The sequence below is a fragment of the Saccharothrix hoggarensis genome, assembly GCF_042678885.1.
GTDB lineage: Bacteria > Actinomycetota > Actinomycetes > Mycobacteriales > Pseudonocardiaceae > Actinosynnema > Actinosynnema hoggarensis.
The window spans coordinates 26,384-46,336 of the sequence record NZ_JBHTLK010000024.1; the positions used below are offsets into that span (position 1 = coordinate 26,384).

General features: G+C 73.6%; 21 protein-coding genes. 17 read left to right on the forward strand and 4 right to left on the reverse strand.

Features of this window, described 5'->3' with window-relative positions:
• Positions 1 to 10: 10 nt before the first annotated feature.
• Entirely contained in the window at positions 11 to 775 is a 765-nt protein-coding gene (locus ACFQ3T_RS07610) for a Clp protease N-terminal domain-containing protein (protein ID WP_380721687.1), read from the forward strand.
• Between the two features lie 59 nt (positions 776 to 834).
• Here ACFQ3T_RS07610 and ACFQ3T_RS07615 read toward each other — a convergent pair whose 3' ends face one another.
• Positions 835 to 1,401, reverse strand: coding sequence for a snapalysin family zinc-dependent metalloprotease (locus ACFQ3T_RS07615; protein ID WP_380721690.1), 567 nt, complete (start codon positions 1,399 to 1,401; stop codon positions 835 to 837).
• A gap of 186 nt (positions 1,402 to 1,587) precedes the next feature.
• Between ACFQ3T_RS07615 and ACFQ3T_RS07620 the strand changes: the two genes are divergently transcribed.
• The 4 genes from ACFQ3T_RS07620 (at position 1,588) to ACFQ3T_RS07635 (ending at position 4,739) form a co-directional block, all read left to right on the forward strand.
• A complete protein-coding gene (locus ACFQ3T_RS07620) occupies positions 1,588 to 2,169 on the forward strand; it encodes a PadR family transcriptional regulator (RefSeq protein ID WP_380721693.1) in 582 nt (193 codons plus the stop codon).
• Positions 2,166 to 3,341, forward strand: coding sequence for an FAD-dependent oxidoreductase (locus tag ACFQ3T_RS07625; protein ID WP_380721696.1), 1,176 nt, complete (start codon positions 2,166 to 2,168; stop codon positions 3,339 to 3,341). Before ACFQ3T_RS07620 ends, ACFQ3T_RS07625 begins: the two co-directional genes overlap by 4 nt.
• Positions 3,342 to 3,390: 49 nt before the next feature.
• Complete coding sequence (locus tag ACFQ3T_RS07630) at positions 3,391 to 4,125, forward strand: class I SAM-dependent methyltransferase (RefSeq protein WP_380721699.1); 735 nt, start codon at positions 3,391 to 3,393, stop codon at positions 4,123 to 4,125.
• 101 nt (positions 4,126 to 4,226) lie between these two features.
• Positions 4,227 to 4,739 carry a DUF1360 domain-containing protein gene (locus tag ACFQ3T_RS07635; protein WP_380721702.1) on the forward strand — a complete coding sequence of 171 codons (513 nt, stop codon included), beginning with the start codon at positions 4,227 to 4,229 and terminating at the stop codon, positions 4,737 to 4,739.
• A gap of 57 nt (positions 4,740 to 4,796) precedes the next feature.
• Here the strand turns inward: ACFQ3T_RS07635 and ACFQ3T_RS07640 are convergent, their stop codons facing one another.
• A complete protein-coding gene (locus ACFQ3T_RS07640) occupies positions 4,797 to 5,918 on the reverse strand; it encodes a carboxylate-amine ligase (protein ID WP_380721704.1) in 1,122 nt (373 codons plus the stop codon).
• A 280-nt stretch (positions 5,919 to 6,198) separates the two neighbouring features.
• Here ACFQ3T_RS07640 and ACFQ3T_RS07645 point away from each other — a divergent pair, with 280 nt between their 5' ends.
• Complete coding sequence (locus ACFQ3T_RS07645; RefSeq protein ID WP_380721707.1) at positions 6,199 to 6,615, forward strand: hypothetical protein; 417 nt, start codon at positions 6,199 to 6,201, stop codon at positions 6,613 to 6,615.
• A 108-nt stretch (positions 6,616 to 6,723) separates the two neighbouring features.
• On the opposite strand, the gene ACFQ3T_RS07650 is transcribed toward ACFQ3T_RS07645, so the two are convergent.
• Positions 6,724 to 7,611 (reverse strand): NAD(P)-dependent oxidoreductase, encoded by an 888-nt coding sequence (locus ACFQ3T_RS07650; RefSeq protein ID WP_380721710.1) that lies wholly within the window; start codon positions 7,609 to 7,611, stop codon positions 6,724 to 6,726.
• Between the two features lie 115 nt (positions 7,612 to 7,726).
• Here ACFQ3T_RS07650 and ACFQ3T_RS07655 point away from each other — a divergent pair, with 115 nt between their 5' ends.
• From ACFQ3T_RS07655 to ACFQ3T_RS07690, 8 genes are all read left to right on the forward strand, one after another.
• Positions 7,727 to 8,731, forward strand: a complete 1,005-nt coding sequence (locus tag ACFQ3T_RS07655) for a GlxA family transcriptional regulator (protein ID WP_380721713.1) — start codon at positions 7,727 to 7,729, stop codon at positions 8,729 to 8,731.
• A 308-nt stretch (positions 8,732 to 9,039) separates the two neighbouring features.
• Positions 9,040 to 10,950: a S8 family peptidase gene (locus tag ACFQ3T_RS07660; protein ID WP_380721716.1), complete on the forward strand. Its 1,911-nt coding sequence runs from the start codon at positions 9,040 to 9,042 to the stop codon at positions 10,948 to 10,950.
• 102 nt (positions 10,951 to 11,052) lie between these two features.
• Entirely contained in the window at positions 11,053 to 12,003 is a 951-nt protein-coding gene (locus tag ACFQ3T_RS07665; protein ID WP_380721719.1) for a helix-turn-helix domain-containing protein, read from the forward strand.
• 139 nt (positions 12,004 to 12,142) lie between these two features.
• Positions 12,143 to 12,538, forward strand: a complete 396-nt coding sequence (locus tag ACFQ3T_RS07670) for an ATP-binding protein (protein WP_380721720.1) — start codon at positions 12,143 to 12,145, stop codon at positions 12,536 to 12,538.
• Between the two features lie 118 nt (positions 12,539 to 12,656).
• The gene (locus ACFQ3T_RS07675; protein ID WP_380721737.1) at positions 12,657 to 13,421 is read left to right on the forward strand and encodes an ANTAR domain-containing protein; all 765 of its coding nucleotides are present in this window, start codon (positions 12,657 to 12,659) and stop codon (positions 13,419 to 13,421) included.
• Between the two features lie 171 nt (positions 13,422 to 13,592).
• Entirely contained in the window at positions 13,593 to 13,973 is a 381-nt protein-coding gene (locus tag ACFQ3T_RS07680; protein WP_380721721.1) for an STAS domain-containing protein, read from the forward strand.
• A gap of 84 nt (positions 13,974 to 14,057) precedes the next feature.
• Positions 14,058 to 14,825, forward strand: coding sequence for a copper chaperone PCu(A)C (locus ACFQ3T_RS07685; protein WP_380721723.1), 768 nt, complete (start codon positions 14,058 to 14,060; stop codon positions 14,823 to 14,825).
• A gap of 43 nt (positions 14,826 to 14,868) precedes the next feature.
• Positions 14,869 to 15,987 carry a site-2 protease family protein gene (locus ACFQ3T_RS07690; protein WP_380721725.1) on the forward strand — a complete coding sequence of 373 codons (1,119 nt, stop codon included), beginning with the start codon at positions 14,869 to 14,871 and terminating at the stop codon, positions 15,985 to 15,987.
• A 12-nt stretch (positions 15,988 to 15,999) separates the two neighbouring features.
• Here ACFQ3T_RS07690 and ACFQ3T_RS07695 read toward each other — a convergent pair whose 3' ends face one another.
• The gene (locus ACFQ3T_RS07695) at positions 16,000 to 16,941 is read right to left on the reverse strand and encodes an NAD-dependent epimerase/dehydratase family protein (protein ID WP_380721727.1); all 942 of its coding nucleotides are present in this window, start codon (positions 16,939 to 16,941) and stop codon (positions 16,000 to 16,002) included.
• A gap of 316 nt (positions 16,942 to 17,257) precedes the next feature.
• Here ACFQ3T_RS07695 and ACFQ3T_RS07700 point away from each other — a divergent pair, with 316 nt between their 5' ends.
• The 3 genes from ACFQ3T_RS07700 to ACFQ3T_RS07710 form a co-directional block, all read left to right on the forward strand.
• Positions 17,258 to 18,076 (forward strand): peptidoglycan DD-metalloendopeptidase family protein, encoded by an 819-nt coding sequence (locus ACFQ3T_RS07700; protein ID WP_380721729.1) that lies wholly within the window; start codon positions 17,258 to 17,260, stop codon positions 18,074 to 18,076.
• A gap of 181 nt (positions 18,077 to 18,257) precedes the next feature.
• Positions 18,258 to 19,226, forward strand: a complete 969-nt coding sequence (locus ACFQ3T_RS07705; protein WP_380721731.1) for a substrate-binding domain-containing protein — start codon at positions 18,258 to 18,260, stop codon at positions 19,224 to 19,226.
• Between the two features lie 40 nt (positions 19,227 to 19,266).
• A partial coding sequence (locus ACFQ3T_RS07710; protein ID WP_380721733.1) for an acyltransferase occupies positions 19,267 to 19,953 on the forward strand: 687 nt, incomplete at its 3' end.

Sequence of the window (19,953 nt, forward strand, 5' to 3'; positions counted from 1 at the left end):
GGTGGACGACATGACGGGAGACCCGATCGATTACGAGCGGTGGACCCTCAGCGCGAGGTCGGTGCTCGGCTCCGCCATGGAGCACGCGCGCCGGCACGGCCACCACCGCGTCGACACCGGGCACCTGCTGCTCGGGATCGCCTCGGACCCCAACGGCCCCGCGTACCTGTCGATGTGCGGGCTCGACGCCGTCGCCGTGCGCGCCGAGGTGGAAGCGGTCCTCCGCTCGTCCGACCAAGGCCCGCGGACGGTGTTCGGCCTGGACGAGTTCGCCCTCACCGACGACGCGCGGGCCGCGCTGGAGTCGGTCGCGCGCGACGTGCCGGAGGGGCCCATCGGTCCGTTGGACCTGCTCGTGGGGCTCGTCCGGGAGCCGGCGGGCGCGGCCGGCGTGCTCGTGGCCGACGGCCTGACGCCGGAGGGCGTCCGGGACGCCTACCGGGGCGTGATGGACAAGCTCAAGAGCGGTTCGTGGAGCGGGTCCGGGCCGGGGCTGGCGCTGTCCTGGCCGGCCCGCGAACCGGAGCAGGGCGCCGTGCCAGCCGAGATCCGCGAGATCACCGACCGGGTCGTCGAGGCGCGGCGGCGCAAGGAGGCCGCGATCGAGGCGCAGGACTGGGAACGGGCCGCCGCCGAGCGCGACGTTGAGAAGGACCTCCTGGCCGCCCGCGCCGAACGCGTCCGCGAACTCGCGGGAACGCTCGACGTGCTCGCGCTGGTCGAGGAGTTGGAGGCGCTGCGGACCGGTGTCGTGGCCCGCGGCGACTCGCCCTGACGGGACGTGCGCCGGCCCCGTGAGGCGGCTCGCGCCACCCCACGGGGCCGGTCACCGGATCAGTACACGAAGCACTCCATGGCCGCGTACCCGGCCGCGCGGACGTCGGCCGTGGCGGCCCACCCGGCGAAGCGGCGCTCCACCTCGGCCCGCTCGGCGGAGTTCGGCAGGTCGTTCCGGCACGAGATCGGCGCGCTGGAGCCCGACATCAGGTCGGCGCACAGGCCGGTCCGCCGGTCCGGCAGGCCGAGGATGTGCCCGATCTCGTGGGTCGAGATCCGGGGCCGGTAGTAGCCCTGCTGGACGGCCTGGCGTCCCATGTAGACGGTGCCGTTGCCGAGCGACGACACGTAGGCGCGCGGCCAGCCGTTGTCCGCGTAGATGCGGATGTTGACCGGCGTGCCCGCCGCCGCGCGGACCAGCCGGACGTTGGACACGGAGTTGTTCCAGTTGGTCGCGGCCCGGTCCCAGTCGGCGACGAACTCCTGCGCCTGGCTGACGTCGTAGTACAGGGTGCGCGCCAGGGCCTGCGGTTCCGCCGACGCGCCGGGCGCGGCCACCGCGACGAGCGGCAGCACCAGACCCAGCACGGTCAGGACGACGCGCACGGCCTTTCGTACGAACATGGTGGTCTCCTCGGGGTACAGGGAAGCGGGGCGCCGACGGCAGGGAGGCGCCCCGGGTACCAAGCAACCAGTCGTCGCCGGTTGTCACCAGCCCCATACGTAGGGTTGTGCGCCCGTCGCTTCGGATCAGAGTAGTTGACACCGACTATCCTCTCCTGAATAGTCAGAACTGATCAGGAGGTGGCGGTGACGGCGAAGCGCAAGGTCGGGAACCTGCTCGGGCTGGCCGTGCTGGGGTACCTGGTGCGGCAGCCCATGCACCCGTACGAGCTGGGCAAGCTCATGCGGGAGCACGGTGACGACCGCAGCATCAAGTTCACCCACGGCTCGCTGTACATGGTGTTCGGCCAGCTCGCGAAGGCCGGGTTCATCGCGGAGCACGAGACGACCCGCGACGGGCAGCGGCCCGAGCGGACCGTGTACGCGCTGACCGACGCGGGCCGGGCGGAGCTGAAGGACTGGATGCGCGAGCTGGTCGCCGAACCCGGCCACGAGTACCCGCGGTTCGTCGCGGCCCTGTCGATGATCGGGGCGCTGCACCCGGACGAGGTCGCCGCCCTGCTGCGCGACCGGCTGGCCGGCCTCGGCCGACAGCGGGACGAGGCCGCCGCGGTCATCGCCGGCGCCGACGCGCACCCCCTCTTCCTGGTCGAGGAGGAGTACCGGATCGCCCTGCTGGACGCCGAGATCGCGTTCGTCCGGCACTTCCTGGCGCGCATCCGGGACTGGCGACCGCTGTGGGCGGGCTTTCACGAGGGGGAACGATGAGGGCGACCGTCATCGGCGGCGGCATCGGCGGACCCGTCGCCGCCATCGCGCTGCGCAAGGCCGGGATCGAGGCCACCGTCCACGAGCGCTACGACCGCGCCGCGGGCGGCTCGGGCGGCGCGCTGAGCATCGCGCCCAACGGGGTGCAGGCGTTGGAGGTGGTCGGCCTGGCCGACGCCGTGTGGGACGTCGGCACGCCGATGACCGCGATGGAGATGCGGAGCTGGACGGGCAAGGTGCTCGGCCGGTTCGGCAGCGAGCCGCCGCAACTCCTGGTGTGGCGGTCCGACCTGCACCGCGTCCTGAGGGAGGAGGCCGCCCGCCGGGGCGTCACCGTCCGGCACGGCGAGGAGTTCGTCACCGCGGTCGACCACGGCTCCCACGTCACCGCGCACTTCGCGGACGGGTCCGAAGTGGACTCCGACGTCCTGGTCGGCGCCGACGGCATCCGGTCCACCGTCCGCGCGGTCATCGACCCGGACGCGCCGCGACCGCGGTACTCCGGCCTCCTCGGGTTCGGCGCCCGCCTGGCCCGCACCGGCGAACCGTCGACGGGCGGCGTCATGCGGCTGGTCTTCGGCCGACGCGCCTTCTTCGGCTACCAGGTCCACGACGACGGCTCCGGCGGCTGGTTCGCCAACCTGCCCGCCGCCACCCCGCTGACCACCGCCGAAGCCCGTGCCACCGGTTCCGGCGAGTGGCTGGCCGTGCTGGGGGAGGCGTTCGCCCGCGACCGCACGCCCGCCACCCGGCTGATCGGCCGCACCGACCCGGCCGACCTGGTCGTGACCGGCGCGCTGGAGGACGTGCCGAGCGTGCCGACGTGGAGCCGCGGCCGCGCGGTGCTGGTCGGCGACGCGGCGCACGCCACCTCGCCCAGTTCCGGCCAGGGCGCCTCGTTGGCGTTCGAGAGCGCCGTGCAGCTGGCCCGCTGCCTGCGCGACCTGCCGCACGACCGGGCGTTCCAGGCCTACGAGGGCCTGCGCCGCGCCCGCGTGGAGCGGATCATCGCCCAAGCGGCCCGCACGAACCGCGACAAGGCCGCCGGTCCCGTCGGCCGGGTGCTGCGCGACCTGCTGATGCCCGTGGCGCTGAAGTTCGTGGACCAGCGGAAGTTCACCTGGCAGTTCGACCACCGCGTCGAGTGGGACGACACCCTCGCCCCGGCGTGAGCCGTAAACGGTTGGACCGGCGCGAATCGGCCCCGCTACGTTCCGGCGCATGGACCACGCCGAGTTCCGCGACCCCCGGCTCGTGCCGCTCTACGACGCCAAGTACGGGTGGGGCGTGGACGACGACTTCTTCAAGTCCGTTGTGGACGGGACGCCCCGGGCGAGGGTCCTCGACCTCGGCTGCGGGACGGGGCGGTTGGCGCTCGGCCTGTCCGCCGCGGGGCACGCGGTGACCGGCGTCGACCCGGCCCGCGCCTCCCTCGACGTGGCCCGCGCCAAACCGGGGGCGGACCGCGTCACCTGGGTCGAGGGCACGTCCGCCGACCTGCCCCACGGGGTGTTCGACGTCGCCGTGATGACGAGCCACGTCGCCCAGTTCCTCGTCACCGACGAGGAGTGGTCGCGGACGCTCGCCGACCTCCGGCGCGCGCTCGTGCCGGGCGGGCGGCTGGCGTTCGACACGCGTGACCCGCGCGCCCGCGGGTGGGAGGCGTGGAACCCGGCCGACACGCTGCGCACCGTCACCCTGCCGGACGGGGCGGAGGTCGTGGAGTGGACGGAGGTGGACGCGGTGCGCGACGGCCTGGTCACCTTCACCCACCACTACCGGTTCCCCGACGGCGAGGAACGGCTGGGCACGGCCACCATGCGCTTCCGCGAGGAGCACGAGGTGCGCTCGTCGTTGGCGGACGCGGGGTTCGCCGTCGACCACGTGTACGGCGGCTGGTGCCGGGAGCCGGTCGGCGCGCCGGACGGCGAGCTGCTGGTCATCGCGCGCACCTGACCCCGTGGGTCGGCCGGAGCACGGCCGACCCGACCGTTCAGGTGTCCCATCGCGCACGAATCGCCGAGTTTGAAGCAGCGGGTTCCGGCAACACCTCACGCATGCTGTTTACCGAGGTGTTCGAGCGTGTGCGGGCGGAGTACTCCAACGGCGAGGACCGGCCGTTGAAGGGCTACCTGACGACGCTGTCGTCCTATGCCGCGTTGGTCGCCACGGCCACCGCGATCGGCAGGCGCGCGGGCGTCCGGCCGCCGGAGCGGGTCTCGCTCGGCGACACGGCCCTCCTCGCCGTGGCGACCCACAAGGGCAGCCGCCTGCTGACGAAAGCCTCGGTCACGAGTGTGCTGCGCGCGCCGTTCGCCCGGTACGAGGAGCCGGCCGGGGCCGCGGAGGTCAACGAGTCGGTCCGCGGCGACGGCGTCCGGCACGCGGCCGGCGAGCTCGTGACGTGCCCGTTCTGCTCCGGCGTGTGGATCGCCAGCGCCCTCACGGCGGGCCTGGTGTTCGCGCCGCGCGCCACCCGGCTGGTCGCGACCGTGCTGTCGGTCGTGGCCGTGTCCGACTGGCTGCACCTGGGCGACCAGGCGTTGAAGCGCGCTGCCGAGGGGGAGTGACATCTCGGCGCGGGCGGCCTGGGCGCACGATCGGCAGCGCGCGTGCGGGGGCGTGCGTCACGCCGTGTGCTGGAACGGACCTCCGGTCCACCCCTCGTTGCCCGACAGGGTGTCGCTCGCGAGGTGGTCGAGGACGTCGGACATCTGCCCCGCGCGGGTGAAGGCCCGACGTTGTCTCGTCGCACCGTCACCGTTGGTGTCCATTGTGGACATGAGTTGCCGGATCAGGGCGACGTCGCCGTCGTCGATGTTGTCCTGGACCCGGTGCACGAGCCGGTCGAGCAGCAGGCGGGTCGGCACGAGCTGGTGGGACTGCACGTCCAGCGACAACCCGGTGACGCCGTCCCGCGCGGCACGCCAGGACGCGGCGCGCAGCACCTCGTTCGGCACGACCGGCGCCGGGAGACCGCGACCCAGGTCGGCCAGCGCCGTGGCGACCAGGCCGCGCACCAGGGCGGCCAGCAGCACGGCCTCGTCCACCGTGGCGGCGACGTCGGCGACCCGCACCTCCACCGTCGGCAGGTGCGAGGACGGCCGGACGTCCCAGTAGATCGACCGCTGGTCGCGGGCCGCGCCGGAGGTCATCAGCAGCTCGCACGCCGACTCGTAGTGCGCCACCGACGTGAAGTAGGGCGGCGGGCCGCCGCCCGGCCAGCGCGACCACACGACCGAGCGCCAGCTCGCGTACCCGGTGTCCCGACCGCGGGCGAACGCCGAGTTGGCCGTCACCGTGCCCAGCACGGGCAACCAGGACCGCAGGTGGTTGCACACCTGCACCGCCGTCTCCAGGTCCGGCACGCCGACGTGCACGTGGCAGCCGCAGATGGACTGCTCGGCGGCCAGCATCCCGTAGTCCTCGGCCAGCCCCCGGTACCGGTCGGGGTCGCTCGTCCGCACGTCCGGCCCGCCCACCGGCGCCACGCCGACGGCGAGCAGCCGGTCCCCGAGGCTGTGCGCGGTCTCGGCGGCCACCAGGCGGAGCCCGTGCAGCTGCCGGCGCACGTCCGCGAGGTCGTGGCACACGGGTGTCTTGGTCTCCACCTGGGCGGCTGCCAGCTCCTCGTCCAGCTCGACCCCGAACCGCCGCTTCGCCGCCTCGACGACCTCTCGGCCGTGCGGCGACGGCTCCCCGGTCCGCGGGTCCACCAGGAGGAACTCCTCCTCGACACCCAGCGTCAACTCCGACGGAACCCGTGGACCACCCACTGTCGCTCCGATCACCGTTGGGTCGTGGGCCTTGGAGATACCCGTCGACCTCAGGTGGCCAAACCCGTCCTCTGTGGACTCGGGAGGGTTCGGAGCCCTCGGATCGGCCGGCCTGACCACGGGTTTGCCGGCCGATCCGGAGGGTATTCCGGTCCGTTCGCCCGGCCCGCGCCCCGGATTGCCCCGGTAACGCCCGGCCCGGCGCGCGCGACAGCAGAGCCAGACGGCTGTGGCGCTGACGACTGGGGTGGGCATGAGCGTGTGGAGCGAGCTGGACGTGCTGGACAAGGTGTGCGACGCGCTGCGCGGCGTCACGATCGCCAACCCGTCCGGCCACCACCTCGGGCGGCCCTACATGACGGCCTACCAGCTGGCGATCAAGCTGGACCGCGACCACCCGGAGGTCGCCCGGACCCTCGGCGTGGCGGTCGGCGGCAGCGGCGTCGGACGCCACACCAGCCTGGCCCAGTACCTCGCCCGCGAGCTGTCGCAGCGGATCGGCCGCGAGGGCGAGGTGTACCCGGTCGAAGGCGCGTTCCTGTCCAACGACCACGTCACCGCGCTGACGTACGCCACCCCCGACGGCACGACGATCACCAGCAGCCGGCCCGGCACCGGCCTCGACCTCTCCATGTTCCGGCTGCGCGCGCAGGTGCCCGTCCAGTCGTAGGCGGGCGGCGGCGTCCGGTGGCCGGGCGTCCGGCGTGCGGGCGTGGGGCGGCCGGGCGTGCGGTGGGCGGGCGTGCGGTGGGCGGGAATCCGGTGGGCGGGCGTCCGGTCAGCCCGCGGCCCGGAACTGCCCGATCATGGCCGCGTAGCCGTCCTCCGCGTGACCGGCGGCCACGGCGCGCTCCGCCAGGGCCTTCACGAACCTCGGCAGCTCGGTGTTGATCCCGGCGGCCTCGCTCTCGTGGAGGACGTGCTCCATCGCGCCGAGGTGCGTGCGGATGGTGGAGTCCTCGGCCGCGTACTCGCCCCGGTCGATCTGCCGCGAGTAGTCCACCGTCCACTCGGAGACGGTGGCGATCAACTTCCTCGCGATCGGCGCGAACGCCGCCGCGTCCACCTTCGCCGTGCCGACCAGCGCGGCGCCGTGCAGGAACCCGTTCAGCAGGCTCCACATGAGCCCCAGCATCGCCGTGTCGTACAACGCGGACAGGCCGTGGTCCTCGCCGAGGTACGTGGTGTCACCGCCGAGCGTCCGCAACGTCGCCTCGTGCGCGTCGAACACGGCCCGCGGCCCGCTGTGGAGGATCAGCCCGTCCGCCGTGCCGATCCCGACCGGGATGGCCATGATCGCCCCGTCGAGGTAGTCGGCGCCGCGCCCCGCCGCCCACTCGGCCGTCTCCCGGGCCTGGGTCGTCGTCCCCGAGGTCAGGTTCACCACGGTCCGGCCCGCGAGACCGTCGCCCACCGGGTCGAGGAGCTTGTGCACCGCCTCGTAGTCCGAGACGCAGACGACGGTCAGCGGGCTCGCCGTGACGGCGTCCTCGACCGACGCGGCGAGGACCGCGCCGCGGGCCACGAGGGCGTCCGCCTTGTCCGCCGAGCGGTTCCACACCGTCGTCGGGTGACCGGCGGCCAGGAACGCCTCGGCCAGCGCCCGGCCCATCAGCCCGAGCCCGATGACCGTCACGGGGGAGTGGCCGGTACTGGTGTCGCGCATCTTGTGTGCTCCATTCGGTTCAACTCTGGTGGCACGTAGGTTCGCACCGCGCCGAACCGGCTCGACAGTGGCAGGAGTGCCGATCTTCGAACGGTTCCTGCCGTACGCTCACGGCATGAGCGCTGGGACGGTCGCGATCGCGGTGGCGGACGACATCGGGTCGTGCATGTGGGACATGTACGAGATCGCCATCCCCTGCTCGGTGTTCGGCCTGCCGCAACCCGACCTGGCCGACCCCTGGTACGACCTGAGGCTCTGCTCGGTCCGCACGGAGACCGCGCCCAGCGCGCAGGGCTTCTCGCTGCGGACGCGGTACGGGATCGAGGACCTGGTCACGGCGGACACCGTGATCGTCGCGGCGGTGCCGGACTCGGTGGTGCACGGCGAGCCCATGTCCCCGGAGCTGATCGAGGCGCTGCGCGCGGCGGCCGACGCCGGCGCGCGGATGGTGTCGCTGTGCTGCGGCGCGTTCGCCCTCGCCGAGGCGGGCCTCCTCGACGGCCGCCGGGCCACCGCGCACTGGATGCACACCGCCGCGCTGGCCGAGCGGTACCCGGCGGTGCGGGTCGACGACTCGGTGCTCTACGTCGACGAGTGCGACGTCCTCACCAGCGCGGGGATGTCGGCGGCGCTGGACCTGTGCCTGCACATCGTCCGCTGCGACCTGGGGGCGCACGTCGCCAACCAGCTCGCCCGCCGCATGGTCGTCCCGGCCCACCGCGCGGGCGGCCAGGCGCAGTTCATCGACCTGTCCGTCCCGGTCACCGACGACGACAACCTGGGCCCGGTGCTCCAGTGGGCGGTCGAGAACCTCGACCAGCCGCTCACCGTCGACGACCTGGCCAGGCGCGCCCGCATGAGCATCCGCACGTTCCACCGCAGGCTCCGCGCGGTCACCGGCACGACACCGCTGAAGTGGTTGCTCGGCCGGCGGATCGCCCACGCGCAGGCGTTGCTGGAGACCACGTCCCTGCCGATCGAGAAGATCAGCGAGCGCAGCGGCCTCGGCACGGCCACCAACCTGCGCCGCCACTTCGCCGCGCAGGTCGGCGTGTCGCCCACCGACTACCGACGGGCGTTCGAGACGTCCGCGCTCCCGGCGGCCACGCAGGCATCGTGACGCGGTGACCGGGGGTCGTCGCCCGGCGCGGCCCTGAGGCGGGCGAGGTCGCCGTCGGCGGTTCCGGCAGCAGGCGGCCGACGGTCGGGTGCCGTGCCGCCGCACTGCGTCGGTGTGCCGCGACGTCGGCCGTTCACGGTCCGGTTCGACCTGTCCGGCGTGCTGCCCGGCGCCGGTGTTCGGGACGCCCGCCGGCCCGACCCTTAACGATTAATTCTTCCGCGCCCGCACAAGGTGACGCACTATCTCCTGGCACCTCAGGAACGCCCTCGCCGTTTCCTTCCCTGCCAATCAAGGAGCGCGTCGTCGTGAGCAGGAAGAATATTCGTTATCTCGTTCTCGTGTCGGCGGTGGCCTGCCTCGCCGCGGGCGTCAACGGGGTGGCGCAGGCCGACCCGCCGGGTCCGTCCGGCCGGCCGTTCGTCGAGAACGTCGCCGCCGGCGCCGAGTACGACCAGTACATCGTGACCTTCAAGGCCAGGTCGGAGGCCGGTCGGTCGAGCGCCGCGAGGGCGGAGGCGCTGCGCCGGACCGGCGAGAAGCACGGCGTGTCCGTGACCGAGGTGCGCCAGTTGGCCACCGGCGGCCACGTCGTCCGCACCAACCGGAATCTCTCGGGTGACCAGGCGCGCGGATTCCTGCGTTCGCTCGCTTCCCGTTCCGACGTCGAGTTCGCGGAACCGGATGTCACGTTCTTCTCCACCGCCACCCGGAACGACACGTACTACGACCGGCAATGGCACTACTGGGAGACGACGGCGGGCATGCGCCTGCCGAAGGCGTGGGACACCGCGGACGGCGCGGGCGTCACGGTCGCCGTGGTCGACACCGGCCGCACCGCGCACTCCGACCTCGACGGCAACACCGTCGGCGGGCACGACTTCGTCAGCGACCCGTGGGTCTCGCGGGACGGCAACGGCCGTGACGCCAACCCGCAGGACGAGGGCGACTGGATGAAGACCGGCGAGTGCGGCACCGACGAGAACGGCAACCCCGTGCCGCCGTCGGACCGCACGTCGAGCTGGCACGGGACGCACGTCGCGGGCACCGTCGCCGCGGTCAGCGACAACGCCAAGGGCGTGTCGGGCGTGGCGCCGAAGGCCAAGCTGGTCCACGCCCGCGTCCTGGGCCGCTGCGGCGGCTCGCTGTCCGACATCGCCGACGCCGTGACGTGGGCCTCGGGTGGCACGGTGAGCGGTGTCCCCGCGAACGCGAACCCCGCCAAGGTGATCAACATGAGCCTCGGCGGCGCCGGCGTGTGCAGCAGCACGTACCAGAACGCGATCAACGGCGCGGTGTCCCGCGGCGCCACGGTCGTCGTGGCGGCCGGCAACTCCAACCTGGACGCCTCGCGGTTCCAGCCCGCGAACTGCGCCAACGTCGTGACGGTGGCGGCGCTCGACCGGCAGGGCAACCGGGCCGCGTACTCCAACTACGGCACCACCGTGGACGTGGCCGCGCCCGGCGGCGAGACCGCGACGGCCGCCGACGGCGTGCTGTCGACCCTCAACACCGGCACCACGACCCCCGGCTCGGAGAGCTACCAGCACTACCAGGGCACCAGCATGGCGACGCCGCACGTGGCGGGCTTGGCGGCGCTCATGCTCGGTGAGAAGGCGATGTCCCCGGCCGACGTCGAGGCCACGTTGAAGCGGAACGTCCGGCCGGTCCCCGGCTCCTGCACCGGCGGCTGCGGCGCCGGGCTGGTGGACGCCGAGAAGACCATCGCGTCGCTGGGCGGCGGCACCACGCCGGGCGGCCAGCTGCTCGCCAACCCCGGGTTCGAGTCGGGCAACACGGGCTGGTCGGCCAGCTCGGGCGTGATCACCACCGACGCGACGTACGCCGCGCGCACCGGGTCGTGGAAGGCGTGGCTGAACGGCTACGGCCAGTCCCACACCGACACCCTGTCGCAGGCGGTGGCCATCCCGGCCACGGCGACGGCCGCCACCCTGTCGTTCCACCTGCGGATCGACTCGGCGGAGACCGGGACCGTCGTCTACGACACCCTGAGGGTGCAGGTTCTCGACTCGGCCGGCACCGTGCTGTCGACGCTGGCGACGTACTCCAACGTCAACGAGAGCGCCGGGTACGTCCTGCGGTCGTTCGACCTCAAGGCGTACGCGGGCAGGAGCGTCACGATCAAGTTCACCGGAGCGGAGGACGGCAACCTCCAGACCTCGTTCGTGATCGACGACACGTCGCTCACCACGAGCTGATCCGCGCGCGTGGGCAGCGCCTCGCCACCCGGCCGAGGCGCTGCCTACTCGCGCGTAAGGGGAACCTTTGCATCCGCACGACGCCGAGTTACCGTGCCCCGCGTGACGAACGGACAGGACGCCTTCCCCGAGGCACTCCGGGCCGCCATCGACCGGCGCGGCATGAGCCTGGAGCGCCTCTGCGACCGTTTGCGCACCATGGGCACGCCCGTCAGCACGGCGACGCTCAGCTACTGGCAGTCGGGCCGCACCCAGCCGGAGCGCGCCGCCTCCCTGGCCGCCCTGCGCAACCTGGAGCACATCGTCGGCCTGGCCACCGGCGAGCTGGCCGGGCTCCTGGACCCGCCGAAGCCGCGGGGGCGCAGCGCCACCCGGCCGCACCGGACCGTCGTCGGCAGCGAGTTCTTCCCGAACGCCGACCGGGTGGAGGCGCTGCTGCGCGACCTCGACCTCAGCCGGGACACCCAGCTGACCCGGCTCAGCGGGCACGACCGCGTCCTCGTCGGCCCCAACCGGGCGCTGCACACGTGGCAGAGCCGCCAGGTGCTGCGCGCCGAGGAGGACGGCGTGGACCGGCTCGTCGTCGTCCACCAGCTCGACCTGCCGTGCGACGGCACCGAGCGCATCCGCGCCGTCCGCAACTGCGAGGTCGGCCGCGTCAAGGCCGACGTGGAGGCGGGGCTGCTGGCCGCCGAGATGGTCTTCGGCCGCTCGGTGCCCAAGCACGAGACCATCCTCATCGAGCACGACGTGGTCGCCCCGTCGGCCGGGTCGCCGTCCACGTTCTTCGAGCGCCGGTGCCGGACGCCGGTGCGGGAGTACCTGATGGAGGTCCGGTTCGACCCGGGAGCCCTCCCCGCGCGCTGTTCCCTGTACACCGCCGCCGACGGCGTGGAGAAGGTCCGGCCGGTGGGGTTGGACGACGACCGGACCACGCACGGCCTGGTGCTCGACTTCGGTCCCGGCCGCTTCGGAATCCGCTGGGAGTGGCCGGACGCCGAGTGCCCCGAGAACGCCGAGGTCGTGGCGGGGTTCCGGGGCGGACCGGCGTAGCTCGTCCACAGTGGACGGATCGCCGCGCGGCCCCGCGGCACGCCCGGCGCGGGGCCACGTCCGTGTTTGATCCATTGGGGTGTTGGGTATCAATCCGGTGTTTCCGCCTTGAAAACGCAGGGCACTGGAGGGCTGACCCGTGAGCGCTGTCGATCTACCCAGGGATGGTGTCGACCTCGACCTGCCCGGCGCCCCGCCGAGTCCGGCGGAACTGCTGGGCCTCGTGGCCCGGACCTTCCCCGACGCGGGTCGGGAGCGGCTCGTGGACGTCCAGGTGGTCGCCGCGCAACTGGTCGGCAACGCCTACCGGCACGCGGGACCTCCCCGTCAGCTCCGGCTGCGCCCGTCGCGCGCCCGGGACGTGGTCCGGATCGAGGTGGACGACGGGCGCCCCAGCGCGCTCCCGGTCCTCGGCCGGGTGGACACCCCCGAGGACGGCCGCGGCCTGGTGATGGTCAACCGGCTGGCCGTGAACTGGGGGCACAGGTCCCAGGGTGACCGCAAGACGGTGTGGGCGGAGGTCAGGCTCGTCTGAGCCGCCGACGCACAGCACTCCCACCAGGCTCGCCGGCCGCGGTCGGCGAGCCGATCCATTCCCCACCCCGCGTACGGCGTGGGGCACGACCGGTGTTGAGGACGAGGAGGCCGGTGTGTTGGGCGAACGAGAACGCGCGTCGGGCGATGCCGGCGACTCGCTCAGCGAGAGACTCGTGCGGCGGCTCGACGACGTCACGGACGCGTTGGGGAGCCTGTCGCAGCTGTTGGAGCAGGAAGAAAACCTGGAAGTGATCCTCGACCGCGTCTGCCGCCAGGTCGTCCAGGCGATCCCGGGCGCGGACCGCGCCAGCGTGACGCTGCTGCGCGACGGCGGCCCGCACACCGCGGCGACGACCGACGAGCGCGCCGGCGAGGTCGACGAGGCCCAGTACCGTGCCGGGTCCGGACCGTGTCTTGAAGCCGCGACCACCGGGAAGGTGGTGCGCGTCGCCGTCGCCGAGGCGCACGAGCGCTGGCCGGTGTTCGCGGCCGCGGCGGCGAGGCTCGGCGTGTCGAGCTACCTGTCCGCCCCGCTGTTCATCGACGCCGAGTACCGCGGCTCGCTCAACCTCTACGGCGAGCAGGACCACGGGTTCCGCGAGCTGGACGCCGCCCTGCTGGAGCTGTACACCACGGCGGCCGAGACGGCGCTGCGCAACGCCCGCCGCTACCTGAAGACCCGCCAGCACGTCGTCCACCTGCGCGAGGCGCTGAACTCCCGGGCGGTGATCGACCAGGCCAAGGGGATCATCATGGGCGCGCACCGCATCCCGGCCGACGAGGCGTTCACGCTGCTGGTCGAGCGGTCGCAGCGGGACAACGTCAAACTGCGCGACGTGGCCGAGCGGTTCGTCGCCGACGTGATCGGAACCGATCACTGATACCGGGTGTGACCCCGCTGCGTCACCGCCCAAGGAGTCCTATTCACCCCATCGAGTGACCTCGCTGGGGGTTGAGGTCGGCGACGTGGCGCGGGTTACCGTGGTCCGACGCGAAGTCACGGGAGTCGGCCGGTGTCCGACCGCCGACGAGTTGCCAGGAGGCACGGTCCGTTGAGCGAACAGGTCGAGGTTGCCGCGCACATCCAGGTGGAGACCGTCCGGCGGCACGGTGTCACCGTGATCCGCGTCGAGGGCGAGATCGACATGCTGACCTGCGACGAGGTGCGCGGCGAGGTGATCGAGGGCCTCACCGAGCCCACCGAGGTGCTGGTGCTCGACCTGACCGGGGTCACGTTCTTCGGCTCCGTCGGCCTGTCGATGCTGATCGAGGCCCGGCACCGCGCCGAGCTGCGCGACATCCGGTTCGCCGTCGCCGCCGACCAGCGCGCGGTGCTCGGCCCGATGACCGAGACCGGCATCGACGGCCTCGTCGTGCTCCGCGCCGACGTCACCGAGGCCGCCGCGGCGGCACGGGCGCGCTCCGCCGCCTGACCAGGGGCGCGACCTCCGACGGCACGATCGCCTGACGGCCCGCCGAGGGCGTTCGGACAGGTCGTCCCGGGGTAGCCGCCCGGTATGGACTGGCTGCGAACCCTCGCCGCCCTCGCCGCGCCGTCGCTGGCCGTGTCGTCCTGCGGCCCGCCGCTGCACGACCCGGACCGCGGCACGACCGGGGCGAACGGGCAGGTCGGCGACGTGCGGCTGCGCGACGTCGTGGTCGAGGCCCCGCCGGACCACGCCTGGCGCCCCGGCGACGCCGCGACGGTCCGGCTGACGCTGCTCGGCCCCTCCGACGAGCCGGACGTCCTCACCGGCGTGCGCTCCGACGACGCCGCGCGGGTCGAGCTGTGGGCCGACGCCGACTGCGACGGCGTGAGCGAGCGTGTCGACACCATCGCGGTCCCCGCCGCGAACGAGCTGGACACCGGCTACCACCTGCGGCTCGTCGGCTTCACCCGGGAAGTCCTCGCCGGCACGGCGGTCCGGCTGACCTTCACGTTCCAGCGCGCCGGCGAGGTGGCGCTCACCGCCCTGGTCGCGGTCGGCGGCGACGACGTGCCGCCGCCGACCTGCGGCACGTCGACCCGGCCCGCACCGGGCGAACCCCCGACCCGGCCCGAGGTGACCCTGCGCGGCCGGGTGGAGGAGGGCGTCGAGCCGGGCTGCCTCGTCCTGGCCACCGACCGCGGCCAGTTCCTCCTGCTCGGCGGCGACCCGGAGGTCGTCCGACCCGGCGCGGACGTCGTCGTGGAGGGCGTGGCCCGGCCCGGCGAGGCCACCACCTGCCAGCAGGGCACCCCGTTCGCGGTGCGCGAGGCCGAGCCCGCGCCGACCACCCGATGAGCCCGCGCGACCCGGCGCGCCGACGAACAGGACGGTACGAGCGATGATCCACCTGGCGCGGTTGTGGGGCATCGGCGTCCGGCTGCACTGGAGCGTGCTGTCCGTCGTGGCGGTCCTGGTCCTCGGCCTCGGGTTCGCCCGCTTCCCGGTCGCGTTCCCCGACCGGTCGGGCGCGGCCTACCTGCTCGCCGGCCTCGGCGCGGCCGTGGGCTTCCTGGCGTCGCTGCTGGCCCACGAGCTCGCGCACGCCGTGGTCGCCCGGCGCGAGGGCCGGCGGGTAGAGGGCATCACGCTGTGGATGCTCGGCGGCCTGGCGTCGTTGCGCGGTGACGCCCGCACCCCCGGCGAGGACTTCCGGGTCGCCGCCGTCGGCCCGGCCACCAGCGTCCTCGCCGCGGCCGTGTTCGGCCTCGCCGCCACGCTCGCGGAAGCGGCGGGAACCGACGCCCTCGCGACCGGCGTGCTCGCCTACCTCACGCTGGCCAACGTCGTGCTCGCCGTGTTCAACCTCCTCCCGGCCGCCCCGCTCGACGGCGGGCGCATCCTCCGGGCGGCGCTGTGGCGACGCTGGGGCGACCGCCACCGCGCGACGGTCGTCAGCGCGGACGTCGGACGCGGGTTCGGGGTCGGGCTCGTGGTCCTGGGCGGGTTGGCGCTGGTCACGGGGCGTGCGGACGGCCTGTGGCTCGCGATGGTCGGCGTGTTCATCGCCGTCGCGGCGACCGCGGAACGGTGGCAGGCCGAGCTGGGGGCCGCGCTGTCGCACCTGCGGGTGCGGGACGTGATGACGCCGGACCCGGTCACCGCGGACGGCGCGCAAGCCGTCGGCCCGTTCCTGCGCGACCTCGCGCCCGCCCGCGGCCACTCCGCGTTCCCGCTGGTGGACGAGGTCGGCAGGCTCCAAGGGCTGATCACGCTGGACCGGCTGAAGGACGTGCCCGTGGACCGGCGGGACGTCACCGCGCTGCGGGACGTCGCCTGCCCGCCCGCCGACGTCACCGTGTCCGGACCGGACGAACCCCTGCCCGACCTCCTGTCCGACCTGGACGGACGCGCCGACGGCCGGGCGCTCGTGGTCGACGGCGGCCGGCTCGTCGGCATCGTGTCGCCGAGCGACATCACGCGCGCCGCCGTGCTGCACGGTCCCGGCGCCGGCCGGTGACCTGTCGACCCGTCACCCGATCGAGCGCAACCCGCGGTGCACGCCGGTCTCCTCGGTGTCCAGCGCGAGCTGCGTCTCCGGCCGGAGCCGGCCGTCGTCGTCGAGCAGGTCCCGCCAGCACCGCGCGGGCTTCCAGCCGAACAGGTGGGCCGCCTTCGCGCACGAGATGCCGGACGCGTCCTCGCGCGGCACGGGCCGCAGCTCGACCTCGTCGCCGAAGTGGCGGCGCACCAGCTCGTGCAGCGACAGGCCGGCCGCGTTGTCCGCCGCCGCCGCGTAGACCACCTCGTGACCGGGGGTGTCGGCCGCCGTCGCCACCGCGATGAGGTCCGCCACGTCGTAGACCAGCACGTACGACCAGAACGACGCGCTGGTGTCGGAACCGCGGGCGCGCACCACCGGGCCGATGTTGCGCTCGACGTTGCCCTCCCACTGGATCCACGTCGGCCGGATCGAGACGCCGGTCAGGTCGCTCCGCGCGGCGGCGGCGTCCATCAGCTCCTCGCCGACCCGCTTGGACAGCGCGTACGGGTCCTGCGGCCGGACGGGGTGCTCCTCGTCGATCGGCGCGTAGTCCGCGTGGAAGTGGCGCCGGGGGAAGGAGAAGCCGGGCACGGTCTCGCTGGAGATGAACACGAACCGCCGCACCCCGGCCCGCTCGGCGGCCTCGACCAGGTGGTACGTCGACATGACGTTGTTCTGGAAGATCACCTGGGACGGGTGGTGCTCGGGGCTGGGGATGGCGGCGGCGTGGACGACGGCGTCGTGGCCCGGCACGAGCGCGGCGACCTGGCCCGCGTCCGCGAGGTCGGCCTGGAAGTAGGCGGCGTCGCGGGACCGGTCGTGCACCGGGGGAGCGATGTCGACCCCGGTCACCTCGTGCCCGTCCCGCAACAGCCGGTCGACGGTCGCCGCACCCAGCTTGCCGTGGGCGCCGGTGACGAGAACCCGCATGCGAATCCTCCTCCCAACCGGTCGTGAGTGGTGGGAACTTCCTGGTAGGACGGTGCACCGCGTCAACCGGGGGAGTTCCCCGCCGACACCGCCCGAACCCCGAACGGCCGTTCGCGCGGCCCTTCGCGCCGGGTGACGACCGCCCGGCCGCCGCGGGAGACGGACGTCGTTCGCACAGCCGGGAACGGCTGCCCCTGGGGGTTCGTGCCGGCGGCCGTGCCCGGTGCCGCCGGATGGCGGTCGGTCGAACGTCCGTCGCCGGACCGTCACCGGGCGCATACGGTCCGGAGTCACCAACTCGGACACCGGGAGCGTTATGACCAACGGTGGAATAGCCAGGCGAACCATCCTGCGCGGCGGGGTCGTGGCGGGGCTCGTGACGGTCGGGACGGCGCGCGCGGCGCAGGCCGTCCCGGGGTTCTACAACCCGTTCAGCGGCTACCGGATCACCGGGACGTGGGAGGACCACCGCGCCGCCGGCTCGCTCGGCGGCATCGACTTCGGCATGGCCGTGGGCACGCGGCTCCCCGCGGCCGGCGGCGGCGTCGTCACCAACACCCCCTACAACGGCACCGGCGGCCACACCGTCACCATCCGGCACGACAACGGCTACCGCACCCAGTACCTGCACCTGTCGCAGTTCCTGCTCGCCAACGGCGCCCGCGTCGGCATGGGCGGCGTCGTCGGGCTGTCGGGCGGCGCGGCGGGCGCGCCCGGTTCCGGCTCGTCCACCGGACCGCACCTGCACTGGCACATGATCGACCCGGGCGGCACCCGCATCAACCCGCTGGTCTATGTCGGCGGGGGTGGCGGGCTGCCCAAGACGACCACCGAGCAGGACGGCATCCCGGGCACCCTCTTCTGGCAACGCGACCAGACGTGGGTGGCGCGGGAATGGGGCTACACGGGCCCGATCGACGGCGCGCCGGGCGCGAACACCTACGCGGCGATGCAGCGGGCGTTCCGCGACTACGGCTACACCGGCCCGATCGACGGCGTTCCCGGGCCGAACACGTGGGCCGCGGCGCAGCGCCTCGCCGCGCGGTGGGGTTACACCGGCCCGATCGACGGTGTCATGGGACCGAACTCGTGGCGGGGGTTCGCCCGCTTCCTGAACCAGGACAAGTATGACTAGCGCCCACGCCGGCTCGACCGGCTCGCGACCAGCCGAAAGTTTTGCGAAATCTTTGCGATACGCAAGACCGCAGTGTGGTCAGCTTGTCGCACACCAACCGGGCAACGAGTGGTAGAAGAGGTGAATCGTTGCAGTTCACCGGCTCGATTGTGTTTCGCGAATTTCCCGATAGTGTCGGAGCGTGAGTCGATCGAGGTTGGCCGGCAGCGCCACCACCGCCGGGATGTCGCCCACGACGGCCTCCAGGGTCGTCAACCGCGCGTGCCGCGGTGGCCGTGCCGCGGGAACGGCGCGTGAACTGCCGTCGGATCACGCGCCCGCCGACGGGCGCCGTCCCGCGCCGCTGGTGGAGCTGGTCTTCCCCGCCCTGAACACCGCGTGGGCGATGGAGGTCATGGGCGGCGTCGTGGACTCCGGGCTGGACGTCGTGATGTCGCCGGGGGCCGGCCGCGGCCCGACGTGGGCCCGCGACCTGGTCCGGGCCGGTCGCGCCGGCGTGCTGCTGGTGGCGTGCCCGATCAGCCCCGCCGAGCGGCGCGTGCTCGCCGCCGGACGCGTCCCGGTGGTGCGGGTCGACCCCGTCGACGCGGTCACGCCCGACCTCCCGACCGTGGGCGCGACGAACCGCGCGGGCGGCATGACGGCGGCCAAGCACCTCCTGTCGCTCGGCCACCGCCGCATCGGCGTCGTCGGCGGCCCGCCCGACATGTTGTGCAGCACCGCCCGCGTGGACGGCTACCGCGTCGCCCTGGACGGCGCCGGCATCCCGTTCGACCCGGCGCTGGTGCGGCACGCCGACTTCACCCGCGAGGGCGGCCACCGGGAGGCCCGGGACCTCCTGCGCCTGCCCGACCGCCCCACCGCGATCTTCGCCGCGAACGACGAGCAGGCGCTCGGCGTGATCGAGGCGGCGCGGTCGGCCGGCCTGTCGGTGCCCGGCGACCTCAGCGTCGTCGGCTTCGACGACCTGCCGGCCGCCTGGCGGTCCTCGCCGGCGCTCAGCACCGTCCGCCAGCCGCTCGCCGCGATGGGCCGGCAGGCGGGCTGGATGCTGGCCGACCTGATCGCGGGCCGTCCGGCGATCATCGACCGGGTCGAGCTGGCGACCTCGCTCATCGTCCGGTCGTCCACGGCCCGCGTGCGGAGGTAAGCGCTTTCCTCGGCCTCGTCGGCTCACTAGCCTCGAGGTCATGGACGCGGCATCCGCTCTCGAAGACGCCTATTTCGACTACTGCCCCTGGGACTTCGAGCGCCGCGCCTCGGCGGAGCAGCGCGCCGCGCAGGCCGCGCGCCAACAACGCCTGACCGACGACGGCGCCACCATCGGGCCGCACTGCTTCGTCTCCGCCGCGGCGGCCGTCTTCACCGACGCCCTGCGGCTCGGCGGGGACTCCTACATCGCCGGCCACGCCTACGTGACGGGGGACGTGACCACCGGCTCCGACTGCACGGTGAACCCCTACGCCACCGTCCGGGGCCGGGTCGCGCTCGGCGACGGCGTGCGCATCGGGGCGCACACGTCGCTCCTCGGGTTCAACCACGGGTTCGCGCCGCACGCGCCCGTCTACCGGCAACCCGACACGAGCAAGGGCATCACGATCGGCGACGACGTGTGGATCGGCTCGAACGTCGTCGTCCTCGACGGCGTCACGGTCGGAGACCACTGCGTCATCGGCGCGGGCGCCGTCGTCACCAGGGACCTGCCGCCGTGGACGATCGCCGCCGGCAACCCGGCCCGCCCGCTGCGCGACCGACGCACGGGGGAGGCGGTGCGACACCGCGCGACGACGGCCGGTTCCGGCTTGGCGGACGCGGTGTCCCGGTTCGCCGACCGGGCACGGGACCAGGCCGCGGCGGTGGTGGCCCGGTGCTGGGAC

Coding starts and splice junctions, on each gene's coding strand:
- ACFQ3T_RS07610 (WP_380721687.1), top strand. CDS start 11: ATGACGGGAGACCCGATCGATTACGAGCGGTGGACCCTCAGCGCGAGG.
- ACFQ3T_RS07685 (WP_380721723.1), top strand. CDS start 14,058: ATGGACTGGCTGCGAACCCTCGCCGCCCTCGCCGCGCCGTCGCTGGCC.
- ACFQ3T_RS07625 (WP_380721696.1), top strand. CDS start 2,166: ATGAGGGCGACCGTCATCGGCGGCGGCATCGGCGGACCCGTCGCCGCC.
- ACFQ3T_RS07645 (WP_380721707.1), top strand. CDS start 6,199: ATGAGCGTGTGGAGCGAGCTGGACGTGCTGGACAAGGTGTGCGACGCG.
- ACFQ3T_RS07695 (WP_380721727.1), bottom strand. CDS start 16,941: ATGCGGGTTCTCGTCACCGGCGCCCACGGCAAGCTGGGTGCGGCGACC.
- ACFQ3T_RS07650 (WP_380721710.1), bottom strand. CDS start 7,611: ATGCGCGACACCAGTACCGGCCACTCCCCCGTGACGGTCATCGGGCTC.
- ACFQ3T_RS07635 (WP_380721702.1), top strand. CDS start 4,227: ATGCTGTTTACCGAGGTGTTCGAGCGTGTGCGGGCGGAGTACTCCAAC.
- ACFQ3T_RS07690 (WP_380721725.1), top strand. CDS start 14,869: ATGATCCACCTGGCGCGGTTGTGGGGCATCGGCGTCCGGCTGCACTGG.
- ACFQ3T_RS07655 (WP_380721713.1), top strand. CDS start 7,727: ATGAGCGCTGGGACGGTCGCGATCGCGGTGGCGGACGACATCGGGTCG.
- ACFQ3T_RS07615 (WP_380721690.1), bottom strand. CDS start 1,401: ATGTTCGTACGAAAGGCCGTGCGCGTCGTCCTGACCGTGCTGGGTCTG.
- ACFQ3T_RS07630 (WP_380721699.1), top strand. CDS start 3,391: ATGGACCACGCCGAGTTCCGCGACCCCCGGCTCGTGCCGCTCTACGAC.
- ACFQ3T_RS07700 (WP_380721729.1), top strand. CDS start 17,258: ATGACCAACGGTGGAATAGCCAGGCGAACCATCCTGCGCGGCGGGGTC.